Source organism: Streptomyces sp. PsTaAH-137 (assembly GCF_003259365.1).
In the GTDB taxonomy this organism is placed as follows: Bacteria; Actinomycetota; Actinomycetes; order Streptomycetales; family Streptomycetaceae; genus Streptomyces.
In genome coordinates this window covers 290,465-314,768 of record NZ_QLLY01000006.1, presented here as the reverse complement: position 1 = coordinate 314,768, position 24,304 = coordinate 290,465, and the positions used below count along the sequence as shown (strand labels likewise).

General features: G+C 71.0%; 24 protein-coding genes. 11 read left to right on the top strand and 13 right to left on the bottom strand.

Annotated elements, in window-relative coordinates; genetic code table 11:
* Positions 1-2: 2 nt before the first annotated feature.
* The 3 genes from K377_RS15995 to K377_RS15985 all read right to left on the bottom strand — a co-directional run bounded on the left by K377_RS15995 (position 3) and on the right by K377_RS15985 (position 2,997).
* Positions 3-587 (bottom strand): Uma2 family endonuclease, encoded by a 585-nt coding sequence (locus K377_RS15995; protein ID WP_181512578.1) that lies wholly within the window; start codon positions 585-587, stop codon positions 3-5.
* Between the two features lie 94 nt (positions 588-681).
* Positions 682-1,338: a leucine efflux protein LeuE gene (leuE, locus tag K377_RS15990; protein ID WP_111664195.1), complete on the bottom strand. Its 657-nt coding sequence runs from the start codon at positions 1,336-1,338 to the stop codon at positions 682-684.
* 75 nt (positions 1,339-1,413) lie between these two features.
* A complete protein-coding gene (locus tag K377_RS15985) occupies positions 1,414-2,997 on the bottom strand; it encodes a methylmalonyl-CoA mutase (protein ID WP_111663993.1) in 1,584 nt (527 codons plus the stop codon).
* A gap of 133 nt (positions 2,998-3,130) precedes the next feature.
* Between K377_RS15985 and K377_RS15980 the strand changes: the two genes are divergently transcribed.
* Positions 3,131-3,997, top strand: coding sequence for a L,D-transpeptidase family protein (locus tag K377_RS15980; protein WP_111663992.1), 867 nt, complete (start codon positions 3,131-3,133; stop codon positions 3,995-3,997).
* Between the two features lie 219 nt (positions 3,998-4,216).
* Here K377_RS15980 and K377_RS15975 read toward each other — a convergent pair whose 3' ends face one another.
* The 6 genes from K377_RS15975 to K377_RS15950 all read right to left on the bottom strand — a co-directional run bounded on the left by K377_RS15975 (position 4,217) and on the right by K377_RS15950 (position 9,145).
* Entirely contained in the window at positions 4,217-5,332 is a 1,116-nt protein-coding gene (locus K377_RS15975; RefSeq protein ID WP_111663991.1) for a hypothetical protein, read from the bottom strand.
* On the bottom strand, positions 5,332-6,015 hold the full coding sequence (locus tag K377_RS15970; protein WP_111663990.1) for an RNA polymerase sigma factor: 684 nt from the start codon (positions 6,013-6,015) through the stop codon (positions 5,332-5,334). The genes K377_RS15975 and K377_RS15970 overlap by 1 nt, the downstream gene beginning before the upstream one ends.
* A 243-nt stretch (positions 6,016-6,258) precedes the next feature.
* Positions 6,259-6,459: a hypothetical protein gene (locus K377_RS15965; RefSeq protein ID WP_146614728.1), complete on the bottom strand. Its 201-nt coding sequence runs from the start codon at positions 6,457-6,459 to the stop codon at positions 6,259-6,261.
* A gap of 44 nt (positions 6,460-6,503) precedes the next feature.
* Positions 6,504-7,151: an RNA polymerase sigma factor gene (locus tag K377_RS15960; protein ID WP_111663988.1), complete on the bottom strand. Its 648-nt coding sequence runs from the start codon at positions 7,149-7,151 to the stop codon at positions 6,504-6,506.
* 87 nt (positions 7,152-7,238) lie between these two features.
* Positions 7,239-7,670, bottom strand: coding sequence for a hypothetical protein (locus tag K377_RS15955; protein ID WP_237551338.1), 432 nt, complete (start codon positions 7,668-7,670; stop codon positions 7,239-7,241).
* 125 nt (positions 7,671-7,795) lie between these two features.
* Entirely contained in the window at positions 7,796-9,145 is a 1,350-nt protein-coding gene (locus K377_RS15950; protein ID WP_111663987.1) for a glutamate decarboxylase, read from the bottom strand.
* Positions 9,146-9,434: 289 nt separating this feature from the next.
* Here K377_RS15950 and K377_RS15945 point away from each other — a divergent pair, with 289 nt between their 5' ends.
* A complete protein-coding gene (locus K377_RS15945; protein WP_258395047.1) occupies positions 9,435-12,134 on the top strand; it encodes an N-acetylmuramoyl-L-alanine amidase in 2,700 nt (899 codons plus the stop codon).
* 186 nt (positions 12,135-12,320) lie between these two features.
* Here K377_RS15945 and K377_RS15940 read toward each other — a convergent pair whose 3' ends face one another.
* Together K377_RS15940 and K377_RS15935 are read right to left on the bottom strand one after the other, a co-directional pair.
* The gene (locus K377_RS15940; RefSeq protein ID WP_111663986.1) at positions 12,321-12,839 is read right to left on the bottom strand and encodes a hypothetical protein; all 519 of its coding nucleotides are present in this window, start codon (positions 12,837-12,839) and stop codon (positions 12,321-12,323) included.
* A gap of 100 nt (positions 12,840-12,939) precedes the next feature.
* On the bottom strand, positions 12,940-14,523 hold the full coding sequence (locus K377_RS15935) for a glycoside hydrolase family 20 protein (protein ID WP_111663985.1): 1,584 nt from the start codon (positions 14,521-14,523) through the stop codon (positions 12,940-12,942).
* A 288-nt stretch (positions 14,524-14,811) separates the two neighbouring features.
* On the opposite strand from K377_RS15935, the gene K377_RS15925 reads away from it, so the two are divergent.
* From K377_RS15925 to K377_RS15905, 5 genes are all read left to right on the top strand, one after another.
* Positions 14,812-15,495 (top strand): 2-oxo-4-hydroxy-4-carboxy-5-ureidoimidazoline decarboxylase, encoded by a 684-nt coding sequence (locus K377_RS15925; protein ID WP_111663983.1) that lies wholly within the window; start codon positions 14,812-14,814, stop codon positions 15,493-15,495.
* Between the two features lie 150 nt (positions 15,496-15,645).
* Positions 15,646-16,026 (top strand): succinate dehydrogenase, cytochrome b556 subunit, encoded by a 381-nt coding sequence (gene sdhC / locus K377_RS15920; protein WP_111663982.1) that lies wholly within the window; start codon positions 15,646-15,648, stop codon positions 16,024-16,026.
* Between the two features lie 9 nt (positions 16,027-16,035).
* Complete coding sequence (locus K377_RS15915) at positions 16,036-16,536, top strand: succinate dehydrogenase hydrophobic membrane anchor subunit (protein ID WP_111663981.1); 501 nt, start codon at positions 16,036-16,038, stop codon at positions 16,534-16,536.
* 19 nt (positions 16,537-16,555) lie between these two features.
* Positions 16,556-18,310, top strand: a complete 1,755-nt coding sequence (gene sdhA / locus K377_RS15910) for a succinate dehydrogenase flavoprotein subunit (protein WP_111663980.1) — start codon at positions 16,556-16,558, stop codon at positions 18,308-18,310.
* Entirely contained in the window at positions 18,310-19,074 is a 765-nt protein-coding gene (locus tag K377_RS15905) for a succinate dehydrogenase iron-sulfur subunit (RefSeq protein ID WP_111663979.1), read from the top strand. The genes sdhA and K377_RS15905 overlap by 1 nt, the downstream gene beginning before the upstream one ends.
* Positions 19,075-19,150: 76 nt before the next feature.
* On the opposite strand, the gene K377_RS15900 is transcribed toward K377_RS15905, so the two are convergent.
* The gene (locus K377_RS15900) at positions 19,151-21,613 is read right to left on the bottom strand and encodes a DUF4132 domain-containing protein (RefSeq protein WP_111664192.1); all 2,463 of its coding nucleotides are present in this window, start codon (positions 21,611-21,613) and stop codon (positions 19,151-19,153) included.
* An 8-nt stretch (positions 21,614-21,621) separates the two neighbouring features.
* Complete coding sequence (locus K377_RS15895; protein ID WP_111664191.1) at positions 21,622-22,017, bottom strand: hypothetical protein; 396 nt, start codon at positions 22,015-22,017, stop codon at positions 21,622-21,624.
* Between the two features lie 84 nt (positions 22,018-22,101).
* On the opposite strand from K377_RS15895, the gene K377_RS15890 reads away from it, so the two are divergent.
* The 4 genes from K377_RS15890 (at position 22,102) to K377_RS15875 (ending at position 24,302) form a co-directional block, all read left to right on the top strand.
* Complete coding sequence (locus K377_RS15890; protein WP_111663978.1) at positions 22,102-22,518, top strand: VOC family protein; 417 nt, start codon at positions 22,102-22,104, stop codon at positions 22,516-22,518.
* A gap of 110 nt (positions 22,519-22,628) precedes the next feature.
* Positions 22,629-23,036 carry a hypothetical protein gene (locus K377_RS15885; protein WP_111663977.1) on the top strand — a complete coding sequence of 136 codons (408 nt, stop codon included), beginning with the start codon at positions 22,629-22,631 and terminating at the stop codon, positions 23,034-23,036.
* 5 nt (positions 23,037-23,041) lie between these two features.
* The gene (locus K377_RS15880) at positions 23,042-23,590 is read left to right on the top strand and encodes a thiol-disulfide oxidoreductase DCC family protein (protein WP_111664190.1); all 549 of its coding nucleotides are present in this window, start codon (positions 23,042-23,044) and stop codon (positions 23,588-23,590) included.
* Positions 23,586-24,302: a TetR family transcriptional regulator gene (locus K377_RS15875; RefSeq protein WP_111664189.1), complete on the top strand. Its 717-nt coding sequence runs from the start codon at positions 23,586-23,588 to the stop codon at positions 24,300-24,302. Before K377_RS15880 ends, K377_RS15875 begins: the two co-directional genes overlap by 5 nt.
* Positions 24,303-24,304: the final 2 nt, after the last annotated feature.

The following is a 24,304-nucleotide window of genomic DNA, read 5'->3' as shown; positions in this document are numbered from 1 at the left end:
GGTCAGTCGCCGTCACCGTCGAGGAGCACTTCGACGGGAAGCTCAAGGGCCACGCCGACGCTCTTGGGCACGGGAACCGTCTCACCTCGTTTGTAGACCGTGCGCTCGCCGTAGGACTCGCCCAGTGGCTCGCTGAACAGCACCACCTGGTCGTGCTTGCGATCGGCGACGACGTAGACCGGGATGCGTGCAGCGGCGTAGGACTCGACCTTCGTGATGAGGTCGTTCTCCCAGTTGGAGGAGGTTACTTCGAGCACGAGGCGGAAGACGTTCGCGGCGTAGTAGTTCTGCTTGACGTGAGCGTCCTTGTAATCGGTCTCGACGATCGCCCAGTCCGGCTCGGCACGGTCGTCCGGTCCGGTGCCGAGCCAGAGGCCGATGCCGGCCAACGCCTTGATCCCGGCGTCTCGCCCTCCGACCTGCCGGAAGAGGTATCCAAGCTCGTCCAGCGTCTCCTGGTGCGGCCCGTCCGGCGGCGGTGTCACGACGATGTTCCCCTTCAGGACCTCCACACGGTGCCTGGGCAGTGCCTGGGACAGACGGTCGACAGCTTCACCGATCGTCATCTCGTGCAGTACGGCAGCCACGGCATCCTCCTTCGGGAGTCACACTCCATGAGCGTAACCGGCGGCGCCGGAGATCCGCCTCGGATCACTCGATCGAGCCACGCTCACCGTGGGCTTACACGCTGGCCAGCGACAGCTTCACCGCGAAGCCGAGGAACAGCACCCCGGCGGCCGAGGTGGCCCCGGCGGACAGCCGCTTGCGGCGACGGAAGGCGGCGGCGAGCCGGGTGCCGCTGAAGATCAGGGCCGAGAGGTACAGCACGCTCGCGACCTGCGCGAAGGCGCCGAGGACGACGAAGGAGACGGCCGGATAGGCATAAGACGGGTCCACAAACTGGACAAAAAAGGCAATGAAAAACAGGATCGCCTTGGGGTTGAGGAGGCTGATCACGAAGGCACGGCGGAACGGACGCTCCTGGGCCTCCGCGGGCGTCTCCCCGGACACCTCGGCGGCGAGCCGCTCGCGGCGGGTGCGCCACATCGACAGGGCGGCCCGCAGCATGCCGATCGCGAGCCAGGTGAGATAGCCGGCGCCCGCGTACTTCACGATGCTGAAGATCACGTCGTTGGCCTGGAGCAGGGAGGCGACACCGGCGGCGGACAGGGTCATCAGCACGGTGTCGCCGCACCAGACTCCGGCGGCCGCCTTGTAGCCGGTGCGTATGCCGCGGCGGGCGGCGACGGAGAGCACGTACAGCGAGTTCGGCCCCGGGAGGAGGACGATGAGGACGAGGCCCGCGAGATAGGTCGGAAGATCGATGACACCCAGCATGCCCGGAGTGTCGCACATGGGTACGACACTCCGCGCCGGGGTTCCACATCACGGAGACGATCAAGGAACCGCAGGTCAGAACGTGTCGGAGGGGACGTACGTGCCCCACACCCCACGCAGCGCGTCGCAGACCTCGCCGACCGTGGCGCGGGCGCGCAGGGCGTCCTTCATCGGGTACAGGACATTGCTCGTCTCGTCGGCGGCGGCCTCCTTCAGGGCGGCCAGCGCGGTGTCCACAGCCTTCTGGTCCCGCTCGGCGCGCAGCCGCGCCAGGCGCTCGGCCTGCTGGGCCTCGATGGCGGGGTCGACGCGGAGCGGTTCGTAGGGCTCCTCCGCGTCGAGCTGGTAGCGGTTGACGCCGACCACGACGCGCTCGCCGGAGTCGGTCTCCTGGGCGATGCGGTAGGCGGAGCGTTCGATCTCGGACTTCTGGAAGCCCTGCTCGATCGCGTCGACCGCGCCGCCCATGTCCTCGACCCGCTCCATGAGGGCGAGGGCGGCGGCCTCCACGTCGTCGGTCATCCTCTCGACGACGTAGGACCCGGCGAAGGGGTCGACGGTGGCGGTGACGTCGGTCTCGTAGGCGAGGACCTGCTGGGTGCGCAGGGCGAGGCGGGCGGACTTGTCGGTCGGCAGGGCGATGGCCTCGTCGAAGGAGTTGGTGTGCAGCGACTGGGTGCCGCCGAGGACGGCGCCGAGGCCCTGGACGGCGACCCGGACGAGGTTCACCTCCGGCTGCTGGGCGGTCAGCTGCACCCCGGCCGTCTGGGTGTGGAAGCGGAGCATCAGCGACTTGGGGTTCTCGGCGCCGAACTCCTCCTTCATCACCCGGGCCCAGATGCGGCGCGCGGCGCGGAACTTGGCGACCTCTTCGAGGATCGTCGTGCGGGCCACGAAGAAAAAGGACAGGCGCGGGGCGAAGTCGTCGACGTCCATGCCGGCGGCGACGGCGGTGCGCACGTACTCGATGCCGTCGGCGAGGGTGAAGGCGATCTCCTGCGCGGGCGAGGCCCCCGCCTCGGCCATGTGGTAGCCGGAGATCGAGATGGTGTTCCACTTCGGGATCTCGGCCCGGCAGTACTTGAAGATGTCCGCGATCAGCCGGAGGGAGGGCTTGGGCGGGAAGATGTAGGTGCCGCGGGCGATGTACTCCTTGAGCACGTCGTTCTGGATGGTGCCGGTCAGGGCTCCGGCGGCCACTCCCTGCTCCTCGCCGACCAGTTGGTACATGAGCAGCAGCAGGGCGGCGGGGGCGTTGATCGTCATCGACGTGGACACCTTGTCCAGCGGGATGCCGTCGAGGAGCACCCGCATGTCGTCGACCGAGTCGATGGCGACGCCGACCTTGCCGACCTCGCCCGAGGCGATGGCCGCGTCGCTGTCGTGGCCCATCTGGGTGGGCAGGTCGAAGGCGACCGAGAGGCCCGTCGTGCCGTTGGCGATGAGCTGCTTGTAGCGGGCGTTGGACTCGGTGGCCGTGCCGAAGCCCGCGTACTGGCGCATCGTCCACGGGCGGCCGGTGTACATGGTCGGGTAGACGCCGCGGGTGAAGGGATAGCCGCCCGGTTCGCCGAGCTTCTGTTCCGGGTCCCAGCCGTCGAGATCCGACGGGCCGTAGACCGGCTCGATGGGCAGTCCGGACTCGGATGCGCGCGCCATGGTGGTGCCTCCAGCGGTTACTTACCAGTAGTCATCGACCCTCGGGACGGACTGTAGTGGCAGTTCGCAACGTTTCGGCGCCGGGAAGCATCAGTAGAGACACAAGGGAACGACGCGACTGACGGGGGACATCATGCGGACAGCTGTCATACGGAGCGCTCTCGCCGTCACCGGGGTGCTGGCCCTGGTCGGCGGCTGCAAGGCGGTGGCGGTCGAGGGCGGTTCGGCCGCGCCGTCGTCGGCGCCCCGGTCCGCGGCCCCGTCGGCGTCGAAGTCCACGGCTCCCCCGGCCTCGGCCTCGGGCGACGACGCCAAGCCGTCCGCCCCCGGCTCGGCGTCCTCTTCCGCCACCGCGCCTCCGGAGCCGGGCAAGGCGCTGTGGGCCGCCGGGGACAAGGGGCAGGAAGTGCGGGAGTTGCAGGCGCGGCTGCGGCAGGTGGCCTGGCTGTTCGACGGGCCGACGGGGACGTACGGACCCGCGACGGTCAAGGCGGTCGAGGGGTTCCAGGGCAAGCGCGGGCTGAAGCGCACCGGGACGACCGACACCGTGACCTGGCAGCGGCTGCTGAGGATGACCCACGAGCCGACCCGGGACGAGCTGTACGCGTCCGGCGGTCAGCCCGCGGCGAAGCCCGACCCGCGCTGCATGACGGGCCGGGTGCTGTGCATCAGCAAGACCAGCAGGACCCTGTCGTGGATGATCGACGGCAAGCGGCTGATGACGACGGACGTGCGGTTCGGGTCCCAGTACACGCCGACGCGCGAGGGCGTCTTCCACGTGGACTTCAAGTCCCGGGACCACGTCTCGACGATCTACCACACGCCCATGCCGTACGCGATGTTCTTCAGCGGCGGCCAGGCGGTGCACTACTCGTCGGACTTCGCGGCCCGCGGTTACGCCGGAGCCTCGCACGGCTGTGTGAACGTCAGGGACAAGGCGAAGATCGCGAGCCTGTTCGACCAGGTCCGAGCCGGCGACAAGGTCGTCGTCTACTGGTGACGGCGGGAGTTCGAGCGGCGTGGGTGGGACCGGGGGAACGTGTCCCACCCACGCCAGTGGCACTGAGCCGAAGGTACGGGGGGAACCCCGGCTCGTGCGCGGCCGATGACCAGTCGGCTCACTCAGTACTGCGTCACTGGCCCCGAAAACGTCACACCCGTTGCGTAGATTTTTCTACGAGAAGTTTTCGGGAGAGATGAGCGACCGCGTTTTCGCAGGTCAGCGCGTTTCGACGCCGTCTGAGGCGGACGGTGAGGGCGAGGCGGAGGGGAGCTGCGGCGCGGCGCTGTAGGACTGGCTCGCGCTCGGGCCCGTGCCGGGCTTGACGGTGTAGTAGCCGACCTTGTCGTCGCCGCGGCCGTGTCCGGTGCTGTCGGTGTGGATGCTGTTGTTGCCGAATCCGTAGCCGTCGCCGTCGCCGTAGCCGTTGCCGGACCCGTTGCCCTCGCTGTCGTCGTCGCCGTCCTGGACGCCGTTGTGCCCCTCGGACCCGGAGCCGTGGTCCTCGTCGTCACCGTCGCCGTGGTCGCCGCTGTCGCCGAGGACCCGGTCGCAGATTCTGGCGATGTCGGAGGGGCCCCGGCCGTACCCCTCCGCCGAGTCCCGCAGGCGCTGTCTCTCCTGGGAGGTCAGCCGCCCGGTGCGGTACTTGACGCAGCCCTGGGTGAGTTCGCGGCGCAGCGTCTCGGAGAGCGTGCCCTTGTCGGTCGGCCGGGGCACCGGGGCCTGCGAGGTGCCCGTGCTCTTCGGGGACGGTTCCGTGCGGTCCGGTGCGGTGGAGCCGCTGCCGGGGCGCACCGAGCCCTCGGGCGTCTCGGCGCCGCCGACGGTGGGGCTCGGGGATGCCGTGGAGAGCGGCTGCTCGGAGCCGGCGGCGGAGATCGAGGAGGCCGGCACCGGCTCGTTCCGGTCGCCGAACGGCGAGGGCAGCACCCCGGTCCCGGCGGCGACGGCGACTCCGCCGACCATGCACGCGGCGACGGCCGCGACGAGCCCGAAGCGCACCGGGCGGCCCCACAGCCTGGTCCCCGGCGGGGTGACGGCGGCGCCCGCGCGGTGCCGTCCGGAGCCGGCGACGGCCCCCACAGAGGTCACGGAGGTCACGGCCGCGTCCACCGCGGACTCGGCGCGGGCCTCGCGGAACGCCTTCAACGCGGCTTCCTCGCCCGGGAGTTCACCACCGGGGCGGGACGGGAGCGCGCTCAGCGCGTCCAGCGTCCCGGTCAGCCGGCCGGCCCGTCGCGCGTCGTGGTCGTCGACGGCCTCCAGCGGCTCCCCGCGCAGCACACGCTCCGCCGCGTCGCGGTCCAGCCACTTGTCGTGCTCGTCGGCCATCACATGTCCTTCTGCGTCCGCGTACGCGATTGCGTCACACCGGCGGACGTCACCGTGCGTGTTCCCGGTTTCCTCGGCTGCGGCAGCGCGACGAGGGCTCCGGGTTCTTTCGGGGTCTCCGGGGGGTCCGGAGCATCGGCGCCGAGGAGCTCCGCGAGCCGCTTCAGGCCGCGGTGGGCGGCGGTGCGGACGGCTCCGGGCCGCTTGCCGAGGGTCTGCGCGGCGCTCTTCGCGTCCAGGCCGACGACGACGCGCAGCACGACGGCCTCGGCCTGGTCCTGGGGCAGCTGGGCGATCAGCGCCAGGGCGTCGCCGGTGGCAAGGGACTCCATCGCCTCGTCGGCGGTGTCGGATGCTGCGGGTCTGCCGGTGAGCTCGGTCTCGTCACCGCCTATGGCGGGCCGGCGTCCCCGCATGCGTATGTGGTCCAGGGCGCGGTTGCGCGCGATCCGCGCGGCCCAGCCGCGGAACCGGTCGGCATCGCCCTCGAACCGCTCCAGGTCCCGGGCGATCTGCAGCCAGGACTCCGACGCGACGTCCTCGGCGTCGGGCTCGCCGACGAGCGTGCGTAGATATCCGAGCAGCCTCGGATGCACGGCGCGGTACACAGTCCGGAACGCGGCCTCGTCCCCGTCCTGTGCCGCAAGTACCGCGGCGGTCAGCTCCGCGTCGTCCCCCAGCACTCCCAGTCCCTGCCCACTTGGTCTCGTGCGCCCCCAGCGCGAATCAGAACGCTACGGCCTGAAACGCCGCCGCGTCCATGTTTGTACAACGGGCAACCAATGGCGCACACAGCGGGGTGTGACAGAAAACGCACCCTCGGCGCTGAAGGGAGTACGGGCCGCTCGCGACCCGTACCGCGCGGCGGCCGGGGTCTCTCCTGTGGGGGGTGGCGACCTCGGCCGTCCCGTACACAGGGCGGCTTCTCAGCCTGTTCTCGCCCGCTCCACAGCGCTCTGGGGCCGCCAGTCGTCACGGCGGCGGGGCGCCGCCGCGAGGGCACCCGCGTCCCGCGCGGCGCGGAACGCGGCCAGCGCAAGGCGCTCCCCGGCCGTTTCGGCCGGCTGCTGGGCCCGGACCGCGGCGGCCAGCGCGTCGCCCAGGGTCTGCGCGTGTTCGTCAGTCATCTCGACCCACTCAGCGTGCGGCGGACGGCATCCGTCACACCTCATCACCCTTTGTCCTTCGGTTCACCCGGTTCCCCCAGCTCATCCGGGCCGTCATGGGTGCCCTCGCGCGTTCCGCTTGTGGTCGAGAGCTGCCGGGCGAGCCGCTTCAGTCCGCGGTGCGCGGCCGTGCGCACGGCGCCGGGCCGTTTGCCGAGGACGCGGGCGGCGGCGGGCCCGTCGAGGCCGACGACGACCCGAAGGAGCACCGCCTCGGCCTGGTCCCGGGGCAGTTGGGCGATGAGGGCGAGGGCGCGTTCGGTGGAGAGGAGCTCGATGGCCTGCTCGGCGGTGTTGTGGGCGCCCGGCAGGTCGAGGACGTCCTGCTCGGTGCCGGACGGGCGGGGCCGCACCTTCTGCCGGCGCAGCAGGTCGAGGGCGCGGTACCGGGCGATGGTCGCGGTCCAGCCGCGGAACCCGGCGCCGTCGCCGCGGAACCGTCCGAGGTCCCGGGCTATCTCCAGCCAGGCCTCGGCGGCGACGTCCTCCGCCTCGTCGCCGACGAGCCCGCGCAGATAGCCGAGCAGTCCGGGCTGGACGAGCCGGTAGGCAGCGGCGAACGCGCTCTCGTCGCCCTCCTGGGCCCGCGCGACGGCGGCACCCAGCTCCTCGTCGTACTCACGCGTACCACGAGGCTCCCCTCCCTGCCCCAACCGCTTTCCTTCGTACGTCACTCAGGACAGCGGCGCCTCAGCCGTCCACGTTCCCCGAGTCGATCAGCGCCGCTTCGCACAGAAGTGTCACAGGGCGCATTCCGCGGTCCGGCCCGCCGTGCGGCCGGGCAGGGTCAGATAGAAGGTCCGCAGCGACTCCTCGGGGCCGACCTCGTAGCGGTTAACGACCTTGCCCAGCGGGTTCCACACCCGGCCGTCCGGCATCCGCACGCCCACGCGCTGCCCGAAGTAGGCGCGCTGGTGCGCGTCGAGGTCCACCCACACCGCACCGGCCCGCCGGACCAGCACCTCGCCCACGTACGCGCCGAGTGCGAACAGGACGGCGTCCGGGCGTTCGCGCTCCGGGGTTCCCTTGCGCAGTCCGTCGATGAGGAAGTCGACGACGCGCAGGCTGGCGACGGAGTGGTCCAGCGGCAGGCGTGACGAGGCGACGCGCGCGACGAACGCCGTGGCGTGCCGTCTCATGTCGGCGGCCGTCGGATTCTCGCCCTGTGGCATGGTGAGTCCCCCTCAGTTTCGCTCGGTAACTGCCCCAGCGAACAGCGTGACCCGGGCGTCACGGGTTTCTCACATGTCGCTTCTCACACCACAAGTTGCGCGGATTCGTACAACCTTTTGCGCCGTCAGGTCGTCCGGAGCCGCACGTCGACGGTGGCCCGCATCACCGTGCGGGCCGCGTTGCGCAGATCGTCCAGGAAGAGCGCGGCGAGCCGGGGCGTGAACCCGGTGCGGACGACCACCCGGAGCACCCAGGTGTCGGTCATCCCGGTCGGCAGCGGATAGGCCGGGACCTGCCAGCCGCGGGCCCGCATCGCCAGCGCGATCCCGCGCTCGTGCAGCCCGAGCGCGTGGGCGCGGTCGGTGAGGCGGAACGCGAAGGCGGGCAACTCGTCGCCGTCACTGAGGAGTTCGAAGAGGTCGAGGTCGGCGATACCGGCGGCGAGGCCGCGCGCGGTGCGCCGGGACTCCAGGTGCAGGCGGCGCAGCCCGGCGTGCCCGTAGCGGTGGAAGGTGTAGTACTGCGCGGCCACGTGGGAGGCGGGGCGGGTGAAGGTGAGCGAGAAGGTGTTCATCTCGCCGCCCAGGTAGTCGACGTGGTGCACGAGTTCGGCGGGCAGCGCGGCCGCGTCCCGCCACAGCGCCCAGCCGAGCCCGGGGAAGACCTGCCCGTACTTGTGCCCCGAGGTGTTGATGGAGGCGACGCGCGGGAGCTGGAAGTCCCAGAGCAGGTCGGGGTCGAGGAAGGGGGCGACCAGGGCGCCGGACGCGCCGTCGACGTGGACGGGGATGTCGTGCCCGGTGGCCGCCTCGATGCCGTCGAGCGCGAGGCACAGATCGGCGATCGGCTCGTACGACCCGTCGAAGGTGGAGCCGAGGATGCCGACCACGCCGATGGTGCGCTCGTCGCAGTACTCGCCGAGCATCTCCGGGGTGAGGTGCAGGCGGCCGGGCGCGAGCGGGACGAGCCGCGCCTCGACGTCGAAGTAGGAGCAGAACTTCTTCCAGCAGACCTGGACGTTGGCGCCCGCGACGATGTTGGGCCGCTCGGTGTCGCGCCCGGCGTCCCGGCGGCGCCGCTCCCAGCGCCGCTTGAGGGCGAGTCCGGCGAGCATGGCGGCCTCGCTGGACCCGGTGGTCGAGCAGCCGGTGGCGCGGGCCGGGTCGGGGGCGTGCCACAGGTCGGCGAGCATCCGGACGCAGCGCGCCTCCATGTCCGCGACCTGCGGGTACTCCTCGGTGTCGACGAGGTTCTTGTCGGCCGTCTCGGTCATCAGGAGGCGGGCCTCGTCCTCCATCCAGGTGGTGCCGAAGGTGGCGAGGTTCAGACGGCTGCGGCCGTCGAGGAGGAGTTCGTCGCGGATCGCGTCGTAGACGGCGCGGGGCTGGGACTCCTCACGGGGGAACAGGGTCTCGACGGGGGCGGTCTCGGGTGCGGGGAGCGGAGCGGGGACGGGCGCGGAGGTGTAGGACATGACCCGAACCTAGATCGCCGGATGCCCGCTTGACCTGCGTGAATTCACCCACGCGAGGGAGGGGAAACCGAGGCTGTACACATTCTTTGGCTGCCTGATTGGCGAGCTTTAACCCGGCTTGGGCATATGCCTACACCGCTCTTATGCCCGGTCCCGCCGAGTGACGTACGGCACATCCGCACAACGGGTGACGTTCCTCGGCGGTCTTTCGCTGAATAGGACAACTACCCGCGGGACGCGCGGGGCAGGTGTGAACTTCTTCGGTGAACTTCTTCAAGGGGTGGGGCAAGTGAGCCCGCGACATTCGCGCGGTAAGGCGCCGGACACACGCGCCGCGCACGCGTACAAGCCGCTGAGTCTCAGGGGCAGGGTCTGGATCACGGCCGGTGCGGTCGTGCTCGGCGGCGCCGGCGTGGTGACGTACGCGATGGCCGACCCGGGGACCACCGCCGACGGCGTGCCCGCGCACCGGGCCGCGGCCGTGCACACCGTGAGCATGCAGACGAAGGACGACCGCAAGGTCGTGCCGCAGAAGTCGACGCAGCTGTTCAGCGCGGTGACGGTGACCTGGAGCGACCCCGAGGACAAGCTCGACGGCGCGGCCCAGTTCCGCTCGCGCGACGCGGAGTCGGGCGACTGGAGCGCGTGGACGACGCTGCCGAAGGAGACCATCGACGCGGACGGCGCCGAGCGCGAGCGGGCCGCCCTGCGCGGCGGCACCGCGTCCGTGCCGACGAAGGCCGACGCGGACGGCGTCGAGGTGCGGGTGGTCGACGCCGACGGCGAGGCGTCCGGCCTGCCCTCCGGCATGAACGTCAAGCTGATCGACGCGGGCACCGGCTCCGCCAAGGGCACCGGCATCGAGCCGGCCGCGTACTCCGAGGAGACGACGCCCCCGGCCGTCGCCGAGTCCCCGGACCCCTCGGTCTCGACGGCTCCCGAGTCCTCCGCTCCGGAGAGCTCGGCCCCGGCCTCGGACGACCCGAAGGCCGCCACGACCTCCGCCGCGCCCACCACCTCCGCGCCGCAGACGCCGCCCGCGCCCCTCCCGTCGACGGTCGTCAAGCCGCACATCATCACGCAGAAGCAGTGGGGCGCCGGCACCAACTACGACGGCACGCCCACGTACGACACGGAGATCAAGGCCGCCGTCGTCCACCACACCGGCGTCGACTCCGACAACGCGGTGCCCTGCTCCCAGTCCGCCAAGCGGCTGCGCGAGATCCAGCAGGAGCACATCGCCAAGGGCTACTACGACATCGGCTACAACTTCGTCGTCGACCGCTGCGGCCAGATCTTCGAGGGCCGCAGCGGCGGCATGGACCTGCCGGTCCACGGCGCCCACGACTACGGCTTCAACACCGACACCGTCGGCATCTCCTACATCGGCAACTTCGAGACTGCGAAGCCCACCAAGGCCGCGCTCGACGCGATCTCCCGGGTCGTCGCCTGGAAGTTCGGCCAGTACGGCATCGTGCCGACCGACAAGGTGACCCTGACGTCCAACGGCGATCTCGGCACGGACGGCAACAAGGTCCCGCTGGGCCAGACCATCACGCTGCCCCGCGTCTTCGGCCACAAGGACACCAACTCGACGCTCTGCCCCGGCGCGAACCTGTACCCGAAGCTGAGCCGCATCGCCACGCAGGCGGCGGCCCCCGGCATCTCCCACGCGCTGCCCTCGCAGAACCTGACCGGCGACGCCACCACCGACCTCGTCGCGGGCGTCCCGAAGGGCGCGAGCGGCGGCCAGGTCGCCATCGTCCCGGGCGCCACCGCCGGCCCGACGACCACCGGCAAGCTGCTGATCTCGCAGTCCACCGGGGACATCCCGGGCGCGGGCGAGAGCGGCGACGAGTTCGGCGCGTCCACCGCGACCGGTGACGTCAACGGCGACGGCTACACCGACCTCGTCGTCGGCCAGCCCGGCGAGGACGACACCACGGGTCACAAGGACCGCGGCGCCTACACCATCGTGTACGGCCCCGGCTTCACCACCGGCACCGGCGTGAACCTCGACGCGAGCTACGACCTGTCGGGCGCCCGGTTCGGCTCGGCCGTCGCGGTCGGCGACTTCAACGCGGACGGCACGGCCGACGTCTTCGCCGCCTCCAGCGGCTTCGGCGGCACCTGGTCGGCCCGGTACGGCGACGGCTGGGACAGCGACTCCATGGTCACCACCTCCGAGGACAACCTGTCCTACCTGGACGCCACGTCCGGCGACTTCAACCGGGACGGCTACGCGGACGTCGCCCTCAACTACCGCGACGGCGCGAGCCTCGGCAAGGTCGTCTGGTACAAGGGCGGCGCAGGCGGTCTGCGCAAGGCCGCGACGCTCACGGTCAAGGGCGGCCGCTCCATAGCCTCCGGCGACCTCAACGGCGACGGCGTCGACGACATCGTCATCGGCCAGCCGTACACCTCCGAGTCGGCCGCGCACTCCGGCGGCCAGGTCACCGCGGTCTACGGCGCGGCGAGCACCGGCCTCGGCACGAAGGTCACGACGGTCCACCAGTCCACCAGCGGCGTCCCCGGCGCCTCCGAGTCCGGTGACGCCATGGGCGCCTCGGTCGCGGTCGGCGACTACAACGCCGACGGCTACGCGGACGTCCTCACCGGCGCCCCGAACGAGGACATCACCCGCAGCGGCAAGAACCAGTCCAACGCCGGTACGTCGCTGCTCCTGAAGGGCTCCTCGTCCGGCCTGACCGGCACGGGCGCGATCGCCGTCTCGCAGGACGAGCCCGGCGTCCCCGGCTCGACCGAGACGAACGACAACCTCGGCTCGGCGGCGGCGCTCGCCGACCTGTCCGGCTACGGCCGCGCCGACCTGGTGCTCGGCGTCGCGGGCGAGGACACGGGCAACGGCACGCTGCTCTACGTCCCGAGCAACAGCAGCGGCCTCGGCCTGTCGACCGCCAAGTACTACGGCGTGACGCAGATCGGCTCCCCGGCCGGCGCCCGCCTGGGCACCAACCTGGCGCCGTAACCGCACCGCACGAAGCGGCCCCCCTCTGCGCGGAATCTCCGCGGAGAGGGGGGCCGTTCCGTGCCCGCCCGATTTGCGCCCTTGCTTGCGCCGCGCGCGGCGCATGGGTTACTCACTACCTCCCACGGGCGCGGCCCCGGCCGTTGAGGGGGCGGCCGGGTCCGGGCCACGTGCCGCGGCGAAACGTCACATCGCGACGACGCCGAGCCGGTCGAGGAACCGAAAGAACAGCTCCTCCGCCGACGGCTCGGCCTGGGCCCGCAGCACATCGAGCAGCGGCCCGCGCTCGACGGTCCGCCCGCCCTCGCCGGCCCAGGCGACGGCACGCTCGGCGGCGTCGCCCGGCGGCAGGAAGTAGTCCTCCAGGGCGCGCTCGTCACCGCCGATGTACCGCGCCATCGCGGTCCGGCCCAGACAGGTCGTCCAGGCCCCGCCGCTCGGCGCGGCGGCCTCCACCACGGCGCACCGGCTGTCCATGACGTAGGCGAACAGCGCGGGCGCGCCCGTCTCGGCGGCGAGGGTGTTCATGCCGCCGGGATCCGGCGCCTGCTCCCCGTCGGCCCCGCCGCCCGGGCACTCCCACACCTGCCAGCCCCCGGCCCGCTCCTCCAGGAGCGTCAGCGCGTCGCGGACCCCGCCCAGCGCGTCCAGTTCCTTGAGCGGTCGTTCGCTTCTGGCCACCACGTAGTAGCCCCAGTAGCCCATGCCCGTGCCCCCGTCCCGGTGTTCATCGCGGCCCGGGCCGAATACACCACAGGCGTACGGGACTTCGCCACCGGAAACGCAAACTGGGACAGCCTGCCCCTCAGCCGTCGAGCCGGTCGGCCAACTCCTTGAACTGCGTCCAGGTCAGCTCGGGCCTGTCCGCGTCCCACAGCTTCTGCACCGTGGCCCGCAGCGGCATCCTGATGCCCCGCGCGACCTGCTCCTGCGTCTGCGACTGCGCGAGGTCGCACCAGACGGCGAAGGAGCCGCCGAGGATCTGGTCGTCGTACTTCTCGGGGACCGGGCGGGTGCCGCGCACCACCAGCGGGGTCCAGCTCTCGTAGATCCGCTCCCCCGTCGGATAGACGAAGGTGTTGGGCTGGCCGAGGACGTAGTAGAGGTACTCGTCGTTGTAGTTGGTCAGCTTCCGTCCGGCGCTCAGATAGGAGACGGGGTCGCGCGCCCCGATCTCCTTGCCCGTCCAGTACGCGACCTCCAGCTTCTTGTCCGCCTCGACGACCCCGCCGGTGAAGAACCCGTCGTTCCACGCCTTCAGGCGGCGGTCGAAGGGCTTCATGGTCGCGGCGCGGTCGTTCAGCCAGCCCTGGGCGAGGTCCTGGACGCGCGCGTTCGCCCCGTACTTCTGGCGTGCGGCGCGTGCCAGCTGCGGGAAGGACGCCTCCGGGTTCGTCCGCGTCAGCGCCTGGTACTCGTCGCCGCCCAGATGCCAGTAGGCGCCCTTGAACAGGCCCGCGTACTCCTTCAGGAGGTCGTCGACGATGTCGGCCGCGGCCGGCTCGGAGATGTCGATGGCGCCGCGCGTGGCCACCCCGCCCACGTCGCGCAGCTGGAGGTCGGGGTGGGCCTTGATGACGGCGCCCAGGTGCCCCGGCGAGTCGATCTCCGGCACGACGGTGACGTGCCGCTGCTCGGCGAGCGCCAGGATCTCCCGCACCTGCGCCTTGGTCAGGTGCTCGGAGGAGACGATCTCGGGGTGCGAGTCGGACTCGATGCTGAAGGACTGGTCGTCGGAGAAGTGCAGCCCGAGCTGGTTGAACTTCAGGTCGCCGAGCTCCCGGACCCGGTCCTTGATCCAGGCGGCCGAGAAGTGCTTGCGCGCCATGTCGAGGCTGAACCCGCGCTGCGGCTTGGCCGGCTCGTCCGCGACGACGCCCTCGGGCGCGGTGCCCCCGTCGTGCACCTCCTGCTTGAGGGTGCGCGTGCCGTAGAAGACGCCGGTGTCCCGCGGCGCGACGATCCGCACCGTGCCGTCCGCGACGGTCATCCGGTACGACTCCGCGCCCGCGCCGGACGCCCCGCCGAGGGCCAGCTCCACATCGCCCGGGCCCGCCTGCGCGTCCTCGCCCGCGTACGTCAGGTCCAGCTCGCCGGCGATCAGCCGCCCCTCGTCGGCCAGCGCGCCGTCGCGCACGACGACCCGCCCGCCGTCCGGCTTCCAGCCGGGCCCGTGCGCCGGAGTGAAGTCCCGCACCGCGGGGATCGTGCGCGGGGGCGTGGAGAGCGGATAGGACCGGCTGGGCGACGGGGACGACGGGGCCGCGGAGGACTCCCGCGCGGCCGTCCCGCCCGCGTCGTCCCCGTCCGGCCACAGCAGCACAGCCCCGACGACTCCGGCGGCCACCACCACGGCCGCCCCCACGAGGACCTTTCGCTCACTGCCCATACAACCCGGCTCCGATCTGCGCCCCGAAGGGGCGCGGGGAACTGCGCGACCGGCCGTTCTCGGCCCGCGGTCGCAGACTCATCGTGGGCGCCACGGCGCGCGGGCGCAGACCGACGGGGACCTCGCCCGTCCACTTCAAGCCATCAAACTCCCCGTCCGGGTGAAATTCGCGCATCCGTCGGACACTCGCAATCAAGCCTCGTTAGCGTTACGCCACAAACAAACTCCGCTTCATCGCACAACCCGATGAGGCGCCGCGCCGTCAGAATGACCGAAGCAGTCATCAGAATGGCCGGAGCACCCCGCACCGCCGATCCCAGCCGCCGGAGGCACCCGCTGTCCGCGCACCGCCCCCCTCTCGGCCCCGACCGCCTGCCCATACCGGCGCAGGTCACACCGCACGAGGGACTCACCAGGCTCAACGCGCTGCCGCGGCACGCCGCCGAACAGGCCCTGCACACCTGCTGCGCCAGCCGCGCCTGGGCGCAGCGGCTCGCCGCGCACCGCCCGTACCCGGACCTCGACGCGCTGCTCGCGGCGGCCGACGAGGCGTCGTACGACCTCAGGCCCGCCGACATCACCGAGGCGCTGGTCCGCGAGAGCCTGCCGCTGCCGCCGGTCGCCGCCGTCTACTCGGCCGCGCACACCGCGCTCGCCGCGGCGCACGCCGCCTACCAGGACCGCTTCGGGCACGCCTTCGTCGTCTGCCTGGACGACACGGCGCCCGACGAGGCCCTCGACCACCTGCTCAGCGCCCTGCGCGACCGCCTGGGCAACGACCGGGAGGAGGAGCGGGTGCTCGCCGCCGACGAGCTGCGGCGACTCGCCCGGGGGCGCATCGTCCGCCTGGTCCGGAACTTCCCGGATCTGCTGAGCGTCCAGGAGCGCCCGCATCCCGCGGCGGCCCCGGCGGCGGCGGACCGTACAGCTGAGCGGCAAAGCGTCGGCAATAGCCCGTACGTGCCTGTTTGATTGCCTGTTTGATCACACCGGAGGCCCCCGGGCGAGCGAGCCGACAACTCGTCGATACGATGACGAGCGGCCGGTGGACCGTACCCGGCCGGGCCCGACCGACACCGAAGCCGGCGCGGCCCTCAGTCCCCGCTCCCGGAGGGTTCTTCCGTGCCGGCTGGAACGCTGTACCGCGGCCGGGAAGGCATGTGGTCGTGGGTGGCTCATCGAGTCACCGGTGTCCTCATTTTCTTCTTCCTGTTCGTACACGTCCTGGACACCGCTCTCGTCCGCGTCTCCCCCGAGGCGTACGACGATGTTGTCTCCACCTACAAGACGCCGATCGTCGCGCTGCTGGAGTACGGCCTCGTCGCCGCCATCCTCTTCCACGCGCTCAACGGCCTGCGTGTCATCGCCGTCGACTTCTGGTCGAAGGGCCCGCGCTACCAGAAGCAGATGCTCTGGACCGTCGTGGGCATCTGGGTCGTCCTGATGGTCGGGGCCCTGTACCCCGTCCTCGGCCACGCCGTCCGTGAACTCTTCGGGAGCTGAGGCCAGACCATGTCTGCAAACAACTCAGTCGCTGACACCACCTCCGCCACCTCCGGCGTCGGCCCCGTCGAGGGCGTCTCGCTCTACGACGTCGACAACCCCGCGCCGTACATCGAGGCCCCGCGCAAGCGCACCTCGAAGACCCCGCGCTCCACGCGCGGCAACTTCGAGATGGCCGCCTGGCTGTTCATGCGCCTGTCGGGTGTCGTCCTGGTCGTCCTGGTCCTCGGCCACCTGCTGATCCAGCTCGTGCTCGACGGCGGCGTCTCCAAGATCGGCTTCGCCTTCGTGGCCGGCCGCTGGGCGTCCCCGTTCTGGCAGGGCTGGGACCTGCTGATGCTGTGGCTCGCGATGCTGCACGGCGCCAACGGCCTGCGTACCGTCATCAACGACTACGCCGAGCGCCCCAACGCCCGTATGTGGCTGAAGGGCCTGCTGTACGCCGCGACGGTCTTCACCGTCCTGCTGGGCACGCTGGTGATCTTCACCTTCGACCCCAACATCCGTTAAAGCCGAGGCGAGCGAAACCGTGAAGATTCACAAGTACGACACCGTCATCGTCGGCGCCGGCGGCGCGGGCATGCGCGCGGCCATCGAGTCGACGAAGCGCAGCCGCACCGCCGTGCTGACCAAGCTGTACCCCACCCGCTCCCACACGGGCGCCGCGCAGGGCGGCATGGCCGCCGCGCTGGCGAACGTGGAGGAGGACAACTGGGAGTGGCACACCTTCGACACGATCAAGGGCGGCGACTACCTGGTCGACCAGGACGCCGCCGAGATCCTGGCGAAGGAGGCCATCGACTCGGTCCTCGACCTGGAGAAGATGGGCCTGCCGTTCAACCGCACCCCGGACGGCACCATCGACCAGCGCCGCTTCGGCGGTCACTCCCGTAACCACGGCGAGGCGCCGGTCCGCCGGTCCTGCTACGCCGCGGACCGCACGGGCCACATGATCCTCCAGACGCTGTACCAGAACTGCGTGAAGGAGGGCGTGGAGTTCTTCAACGAGTTCTACGTCCTGGACCAGCTCCTCGTCGAGGAGGACGGCGTCAAGAAGTCCGCCGGTGTGGTCGCCTACGAGCTGGCCACCGGCGAGATCCACGTCTTCCAGGCGAAGTCGGTCATCTACGCCTCGGGCGGCACCGGCAAGTTCTTCAAGGTGACGTCGAACGCGCACACGCTGACCGGTGACGGCCAGGCCGCGTGCTACCGGCGCGGGCTGCCGCTGGAGGACATGGAGTTCTTCCAGTTCCACCCGACCGGCATCTGGCGCATGGGCATCCTTCTCACGGAAGGCGCCCGTGGTGAGGGCGGCATCCTCCGCAACAAGGACGGCGAGCGCTTCATGGAGAAGTACGCGCCGGTCATGAAGGACCTCGCGTCCCGTGACGTCGTCTCCCGCTCCATCTACACCGAGATCCGCGAGGGTCGCGGGTGTGGCCCCGAGGGCGACCACGTCTACCTGGACCTGACGCACCTCCCGCCGGAGCAGCTCGATGCCAAGCTGCCCGACATCACCGAGTTCGCGCGCACGTACCTCGGCATCGAGCCCTACACGGACCCGATCCCGATCCAGCCGACCGCGCACTACGCCATGGGCGGCATCCCGACGAACGTCGAGGGTGAGGTCCTCGCGGACAACACCACCGTCGTCCCCGGTCTGTACGCCGCCGGTGAGGTGGCCTGCGTGTCGGTGCACGGCGCCAACCGCCTCGGCACCAACTCGCTGCTCGACATCAACGTCTTCGGGCGTCGTGCGGGCATCGCGGCCGCCGAGTACTCCCACACGGCTCAGTTCGTCGAGCTGCCGGAGAACCCGGCGTCGCTGGTGGAGGCTCAGGTCGAGCGGCTGCGCGACTCCACGGGCACCGAGCGCGTCGCGGTCCTGCGCAACGAGCTGCAGGAGTGCATGGACGCCAACGTGATGGTGTTCCGCACCGAGCAGACGATCAAGACGGCCGTCGAGAAGATCGCCGAGCTGCGCGAGCGTTACCTGAACGTCTCGATCCAGGACAAGGGCCGGCGCTTCAACACCGACCTCCTGGAGGCCATCGAGCTGGGCAACCTGCTCGACCTGGCCGAGGTCATGGCGACCAGCGCGCTCGCCCGCAAGGAGTCCCGCGGCGGTCACTACCGCGAGGACTTCCCGAACCGCGACGACGTCAACTTCATGCGCCACACCATGGCGTACCGCGAGGTCGGCGACGACGGCACGGAGACGATCCGTCTCGACTACAAGCCGGTCGTCCAGACCCGCTACCAGCCGATGGAGCGTAAGTACTGATGGCTACTCCGACCATGGACAAGCTCGAGGCGCTCGAGGCGGACAACGGCTCGCACCTCATCACGGTCACCTTCCGGATCCGCCGGTTCAACCCGGAGGTCTCGGCCGAGTCGACCTGGGAAGATTTCCAGCTGGACATCGACCCCAAGGAGCGTGTCCTCGACGCCCTCCACAAGATCAAGTGGGACCTGGACGGGTCGCTGACCTTCCGCCGGTCCTGCGCGCACGGCATCTGCGGGTCCGACGCGATGCGCATCAACGGCAAGAACCGCCTTGCCTGCAAGACGCTCATCAAGGACATCAACCCCGAGAAGCCGATCACGGTCGAGGCCATCAAGGGCCTCACCGTGCTGAAGGACCTCGTGGTCGACATGGACCCGTTCTTCCAGGCGTACCGGGACGTCATGCCGTTCCTGGTCACCAAGGGGAACGAGCCGACGCGTGAGCGCCTTCAGTCCGCCGAGGACCGTGAGCGCTTCGACGACACCACCAAGTGCATCCTGTGCGCCGCGTGCACGTCGTCCTGCCCGGTGTTCTGGAACGACGGCCAGTACTTCGGTCCTGCCGCGATCGTGAACGCCCACCGCTTCATCTTCGACTCGCGTGACGAGGCCGGGGAGCAGCGCCTGGAGATCCTCAACGACCGTGACGGTGTGTGGCGTTGCCGCACCACCTTCAACTGCACGGACGCCTGCCCGCGTGGCATCGAGGTCACCAAGGCGATCCAGGAAGTGAAGCGCGCGCTGATCACGCGCCGCTACTGACCTTCCGGTCGTCGTGACGTGGCCGTGGGCCCCGCTCCCCCCGTGGGAGCGGGGCCCACGCCCGTTCAGGACCGCGTCAGCGGCGTATCTGGCTCAGGATCGTCGGGTCGGTGATCTTCGTGTCCTCGGCGAGCAGCAGCGCCTTGCTGAGGACGACGGCCAGCACCCGGTCGCCCTCGAAGGGCAGATAGCCGGTGTCGGCGCCCGCGCCGCCGGACTTCGGCACGATGCACAGGTACTGGTCGTTGGGCGTCATCAGGATGTTGCCCGAGCCCAGGTGGATCTTGTACGTGTGCAGCTCGCCCTTGACGTGCAGGAAGCGGCCTTCGAGGTGGCAGCGGTCGGCGATCGCGAGCCGCGGCACGAGGCGCTCCAGGAGGGCGCGGCGGGTCTCGGCGCTCTGGTTCAGCTCACCGAAGCCGTACGAGGTCCAGTACTCCCGGAAGCGGCCGCCGGGGCCGCCGTCCTGCCACGTCGGATCGTTGCCCACGCTGGCCACGCCCACGAACAGGTCGACGTCGCGCAGCACTTCGGAGAGGACCAGCTCCGGTATCGCGGTGAGCGGCAGCGGCTCGACCGGCTCCGCGCCGTCGCGCAGCCACATGCGGTATTCGCCGCCGCAGCAGTGCGCCGAGTTCTCCGGGGCGTCGATCGGGTAGAAGCGGACCTGGTCGGTGCGCAGCCGGAGATAGCTGCCCGACTCGGTGGTGTCGACGCCGTACTCCTGGCCCTCGCCCTCGATCCAGTACTCGGCGCGCAGCCCCCACTGCGGCAGCTCGCGGGTCGCGGGCGGCGCCTCGTCGTCCACGCACAGCCGCAGCTTGTTCCGCCAGCCGCGGACCGCGGCGAGGGAGTGGAACTGGTGCTGGCGGACGATGTGCGCCGCGAACCGGTTCGAGTACGTGCCCGTGGCGCGCTCGGCGTCGGTGAGCAGGTACACCTCGCGGTGGGCCTGCTTGAAGGGCTGGGTGACCTTGTGCCGCTCCAGCCAGTCCCGCCAGGCGACGACCTCGGCGGGGTCGCGGCCGACGGGGTGCCAGAGGGTGACCTCCGTACCGGTGGTGACGGGGTCGTCGGTGAGGGTGCGCAGCTCCCCGTCGGCGAAGCCGGCCGGAGTGCCGTCCACGGTCCACAGCAGTCGGCGGGCGAGGGCGCCGACCAGCGGGTGGTCGAGGTACCGCTCGCGCCAGGCGGCGTGGGACCAGACGCGGCGGGCGAGGAACTGCCGGTCCAGGCGCTCCACTTGGGCGCTGAGCATCTTGTCGATGTCCTTGACGGCCGCCTTGAGCTCCTTCAGCTCGTCGGCGTGGTCGCGGCGGACGGCGGCGGGGACGGACTTCACGCTCTTGCCGGTGGCGCTCACCCAGCCGAGGACGGCCTTGGTGCCGCGCACCTCCAGCCGGGCGGTGACATCGCCGAGTCGTGTCTCGCTGCGGCCGACCTCGGTGAGCCCGTAGGCCGGTACGGCCAGCTCCTCGATCTCCTCGCGGGTCAGGCCCATGGCGGTCGCGCGGGCGTCGAGGGCGGCCTCCAGGAGCTTGACGGTGGCCTTGTAGGTGAGACGGGTGGCCAGCCGGGCCAGCTCGGCGAGGGCGGGCTCGCTGTCGATCCTCGCCAGCGCGTTGACCCCCGCGTTCGCCACCTTCGGGTTGACCGGGCCGAGGCCCGGCACCTTCTTGAGCGCGGTCTCGACGAGCGCGCCGAGCGCGCGGGCGGTGTCCGGGTGGGCGGGCAGGAGGGCGAGGATCCAGGTGAGGCCGCGCAGCGCGTTGGCGTTGAACGGGTCCCAGGTCAGGTTCGTGTCCGGCCCGTACCGGTAGGCGTTGAGCTCGAAGGTGCGGGGGCGGCCGGCGAGCGGCAGCCAGTCGAGCACCGCCGTCCGCACGGCCTCGGCGCCGAGCGGCTCGACGAGGGCGAGCGCGGCCGCGTCCCACTTGGCGGTGGGCTTCGCCGAGGTCGCCGTCGCCGCGTGGGCGAGCAGCGCCTGCCAGGCGTCGTCGTCGGTGGCGTGGGCCAGGGCGCGCTCGGCCCACTGCTCCCCCACGCTCAGCACCGGGTCCGTCAGCTTCCTGGCCAAGGCGGTCGTCTCCCGGTCGCTGTAGGTCTCCAGGGCGCATCGGCGTACGTACGCCACCACGGGCGCGGACAGCGGGCGGCCGGCGGCGAGCTCGGCCCCGGCGACCGCCGCCACGCCGTTCCCGTACGACACCGGGGGCTCCAGGCCGAAGCGCTCCAGCTCGGCGGTCCGCTCGGCCGCGAGCGGGTCGCCGGGCAGGTCCGCGCCGACGGCGGTCAGCAGGCGCAGCACCTGCGGCCGGGCGTGCTCGTCGGCGCGGTGCTTCGGGTGCAGCCGGCGCAGTTCCTGTGCCGTGCGGGCCCGCAGGGCGGTGTCGAGCGACTCCACGAACGCGACGATCCGGTTCCACACGTCCGCGCTGTGCCCCTCTCTGGTCGTCGCCGCGTCCAGCGCTTCCCGCGCGAGCGCGGCGGCGTCCAGCGCGGCCGCGTGGTCCCGCACCCTCCCCAGCCGGATCTGCATCTTCACGCTCAGCCACCCACCAGCGCGACGAGCTTCAGGAACGTGACCTCGGCGCCGAGCCCCAGCTCGATCTCCTCGTCCGGGTCGGTGAACTGGCGGTCGCCGACCAGCACCAGGAAGCCGTTCCCCCCGAACGCCGTCAGGGCGCGGGCCGCCTGGGCCTCCGGGTCGATGCGGCGCGGGGTGCGCAGCGCGTACCCGTTCAGCACGCGCTCCGTGTGCTCCGGCTGGACCAGGCCCTGGAACACCTGGTCGGACCCGCGTGCGTTGAACTCCGACACCTCCTGGAAGACCCGCCGCCGGATCAGCTCCCGCACGGTGAGCCGCTCCTCGGCGATCTCCAGGCCGAAGGCCGTGTCCCTGTCCCCTGCTGTCGTCTCGTCGACGAACGTCACTCTCCCCATGACCAGGACCGTACGGGCCACCACTGACAATCGGCCCGCCCCCGCTGCACGTCTTTTGACCGACTCGACCGCTAATCTGACGGAATGTCACCTGACAATCGACTCGATGCCCTGGGCGTCCTCGGCTTCGACAACGCCCTGCTCCCCGTCGGCGACCTCGGCGAGGCCGTCGCCTTCTACGAGCGCGCCGGTTTCTCCGTGAAGGTGCGCTTCGACGAGGCGGGGATCGCCCTGCTCGGCGCCGGCAAGGAGACCCCGGGGCTGCTGCTGCGCGCCGAGGAGGAGTTCGGGCACCGCTCCCCCGCGTGGCCCGCGGCGCGGCTGTGGCTGGAGGTGCGCGACGCGCGGGCCGCGGGGAAGCAGTTGACCGCGGCCGGGATCGACCTCCTCGACCCGCCCTTCTCCACCTCCACCGGATACGTCGTCGAGTTCGCCGACCCGTGGGGCAACGTCATCGGCTTCACCGACTACCTCAAGCGCCCGGAACTGGCCCGCACTTGAGACCCGCGTCACGTCCGGCCCCGTAGGGCGACACTCGCTTGAACGTGTTCAAAAACAGGGCTACATTCATCCCTGTCAGCGTTTTTGAACGCGTTCAAGGAGGGTGGGGCATGGACCTCACAGTCGTCGCGTACGTCGTCTATCTCGTCGTCAGCATCGGACTGACCGTCTGGGTGGCACGCACCCTGAGCCGTAACGGCCGGATCTTTCTCTCCGACGTGCTGCACGGCGACGAGAAGCTGGCGGACGCCGTCAACCACCTTCTGGTGGTCGGCTTCTACCTGGTGAACCTCGGCTTCGTGGCCCTCTACCTGAGCGGCGACGAGAACATCACCACCACGCGCCAGGTCTTCGAGTCCCTGTCGACGAAGCTCGGCGTCGTCCTGCTCGTGCTCGGCGCGATGCACCTGGGGAACGTCTACGTCCTCAACAAGATCCGGCGCCGCGGGCTCATGGAGCGTGAGCAGCGGCCGCCGGTCCCGCCGCAGGGGTGGGCCGCTCCGGCGGCCGGGATGTGAGTGCGGTGGGAGTCACGGGGGAATCGGGGGAGACGGACCGGGACGCCCGGGGGGACGTCCCGGTCCGCCGGCTCACGGTGCTGTACGACGCCGAGTGCCGGCTCTGCACCTTCGTGCGGAACTGGCTGGTGAAACAGCGGCAGTTGGTGCCGCTCGATCTGGTCCCGGCCGGGCACGGGCGGGCCCGGCGGCTCTTCCCGGACCTGGATCACGCGGCGACGCTCGGCGAGATCACCGTGATCGCCGACGGCGGGCAGGTCTACCGGGGCCAGGCCGCCTGGGTCGTGTGCATGTGGGCGCTGCGCGAGTACCGGCCCACCGCGCACCGGATGGCGACGCCCACCGGGATGAAGGTCGCCAAGCAGATGGTGCTCAGGGCCGCCAGGTACCGGGAGGCCCAGTGGGGCGCGCAGGCCGGGGGCGGGGCCCACCGGCGTGCGGACGGCTGGCGGTACGACCCGGACGGCGGCTGGTTCCACGACGCCTACGGGTACGGGGAGCAGCGGGCCGCACCGGCCGCCGGGTGCGACAGCGGCTGCCGCACGGCCGATTAGGCTCAGCGGCGTGGCAGCAGAGAAGACCGTGAAGAGCGAGCAGACGCGGGCGCTGATCCTGGAGACCGCGATGCGGCTGTTCCGGGAGCGGGGCTACGACAAGACCACGATGCGGGCGATCGCCCAGGAGGCCGGGGTCTCGGTCGGCAACGCGTACTACTACTTCGCGGGCAAGGAACACCTCATCCAGGGGTTCTACGACCGGATCGCCGCCGAGCACCAGGCGGCGGTCCGGTCCGTGCTCGACACGGAGACCGATCTGGAGAAGCGGCTCGCGGGGGTGCTCGGCGTCTGGCTGGAGATCGCGGAGCCGTACCACGAGTTCGCGGCGCAGTTCTTCAAGAACGCGGCCGATCCGGAGTCGCCGCTCAGCCCGTTCTCGCCCGAGTCGGAGCACGCGCGGCAGGCGGCGATCTCCGTGCACCAGGAAGTGCTCGCCGGTTCCAGGGCGAAGGTGCCGGCCGAACTCCGCGAGATCCTGCCGGAGTTGATGTGGCTGTCGCAGATGGGCCTCGTGCTGTACTGGGTCTTCGACTCCTCCGAGGGCCGGGAGCGCAGCCGGCGCCTGGCCGGGCGGGGTGCGCGGCTGACGACGCGGGGGGTGGCGCTGGCCCGGTTCCGGGTGCTGCGGCCGCTCGTGCTGGAGGTGCACGAGCTGTTCACGGACTTCCTGCCGGGGATGACGCGGCCGAGGACGCCGGAGTACCCGTGATC

Coding starts and splice junctions, on each gene's coding strand:
- K377_RS15915 (WP_111663981.1), top strand. CDS start 16,036: ATGTCTGCAAACAACTCAGTCGCTGACACCACCTCCGCCACCTCCGGC.
- K377_RS15885 (WP_111663977.1), top strand. CDS start 22,629: ATGGACCTCACAGTCGTCGCGTACGTCGTCTATCTCGTCGTCAGCATC.
- K377_RS15940 (WP_111663986.1), bottom strand. CDS start 12,839: ATGGGCTACTGGGGCTACTACGTGGTGGCCAGAAGCGAACGACCGCTC.
- leuE (WP_111664195.1), bottom strand. CDS start 1,338: ATGCTGGGTGTCATCGATCTTCCGACCTATCTCGCGGGCCTCGTCCTC.
- K377_RS15950 (WP_111663987.1), bottom strand. CDS start 9,145: ATGTCCTACACCTCCGCGCCCGTCCCCGCTCCGCTCCCCGCACCCGAG.
- K377_RS15985 (WP_111663993.1), bottom strand. CDS start 2,997: ATGGCGCGCGCATCCGAGTCCGGACTGCCCATCGAGCCGGTCTACGGC.
- K377_RS15965 (WP_146614728.1), bottom strand. CDS start 6,459: ATGACTGACGAACACGCGCAGACCCTGGGCGACGCGCTGGCCGCCGCG.
- K377_RS15905 (WP_111663979.1), top strand. CDS start 18,310: ATGGCTACTCCGACCATGGACAAGCTCGAGGCGCTCGAGGCGGACAAC.
- K377_RS15935 (WP_111663985.1), bottom strand. CDS start 14,523: ATGGGCAGTGAGCGAAAGGTCCTCGTGGGGGCGGCCGTGGTGGTGGCC.
- K377_RS15925 (WP_111663983.1), top strand. CDS start 14,812: ATGGCCGGAGCACCCCGCACCGCCGATCCCAGCCGCCGGAGGCACCCG.
- K377_RS15900 (WP_111664192.1), bottom strand. CDS start 21,613: ATGCAGATCCGGCTGGGGAGGGTGCGGGACCACGCGGCCGCGCTGGAC.
- K377_RS15980 (WP_111663992.1), top strand. CDS start 3,131: ATGCGGACAGCTGTCATACGGAGCGCTCTCGCCGTCACCGGGGTGCTG.
- K377_RS15955 (WP_237551338.1), bottom strand. CDS start 7,670: ATGCCACAGGGCGAGAATCCGACGGCCGCCGACATGAGACGGCACGCC.
- K377_RS15895 (WP_111664191.1), bottom strand. CDS start 22,017: ATGGGGAGAGTGACGTTCGTCGACGAGACGACAGCAGGGGACAGGGAC.
- K377_RS15890 (WP_111663978.1), top strand. CDS start 22,102: ATGTCACCTGACAATCGACTCGATGCCCTGGGCGTCCTCGGCTTCGAC.
- K377_RS15975 (WP_111663991.1), bottom strand. CDS start 5,332: ATGGCCGACGAGCACGACAAGTGGCTGGACCGCGACGCGGCGGAGCGT.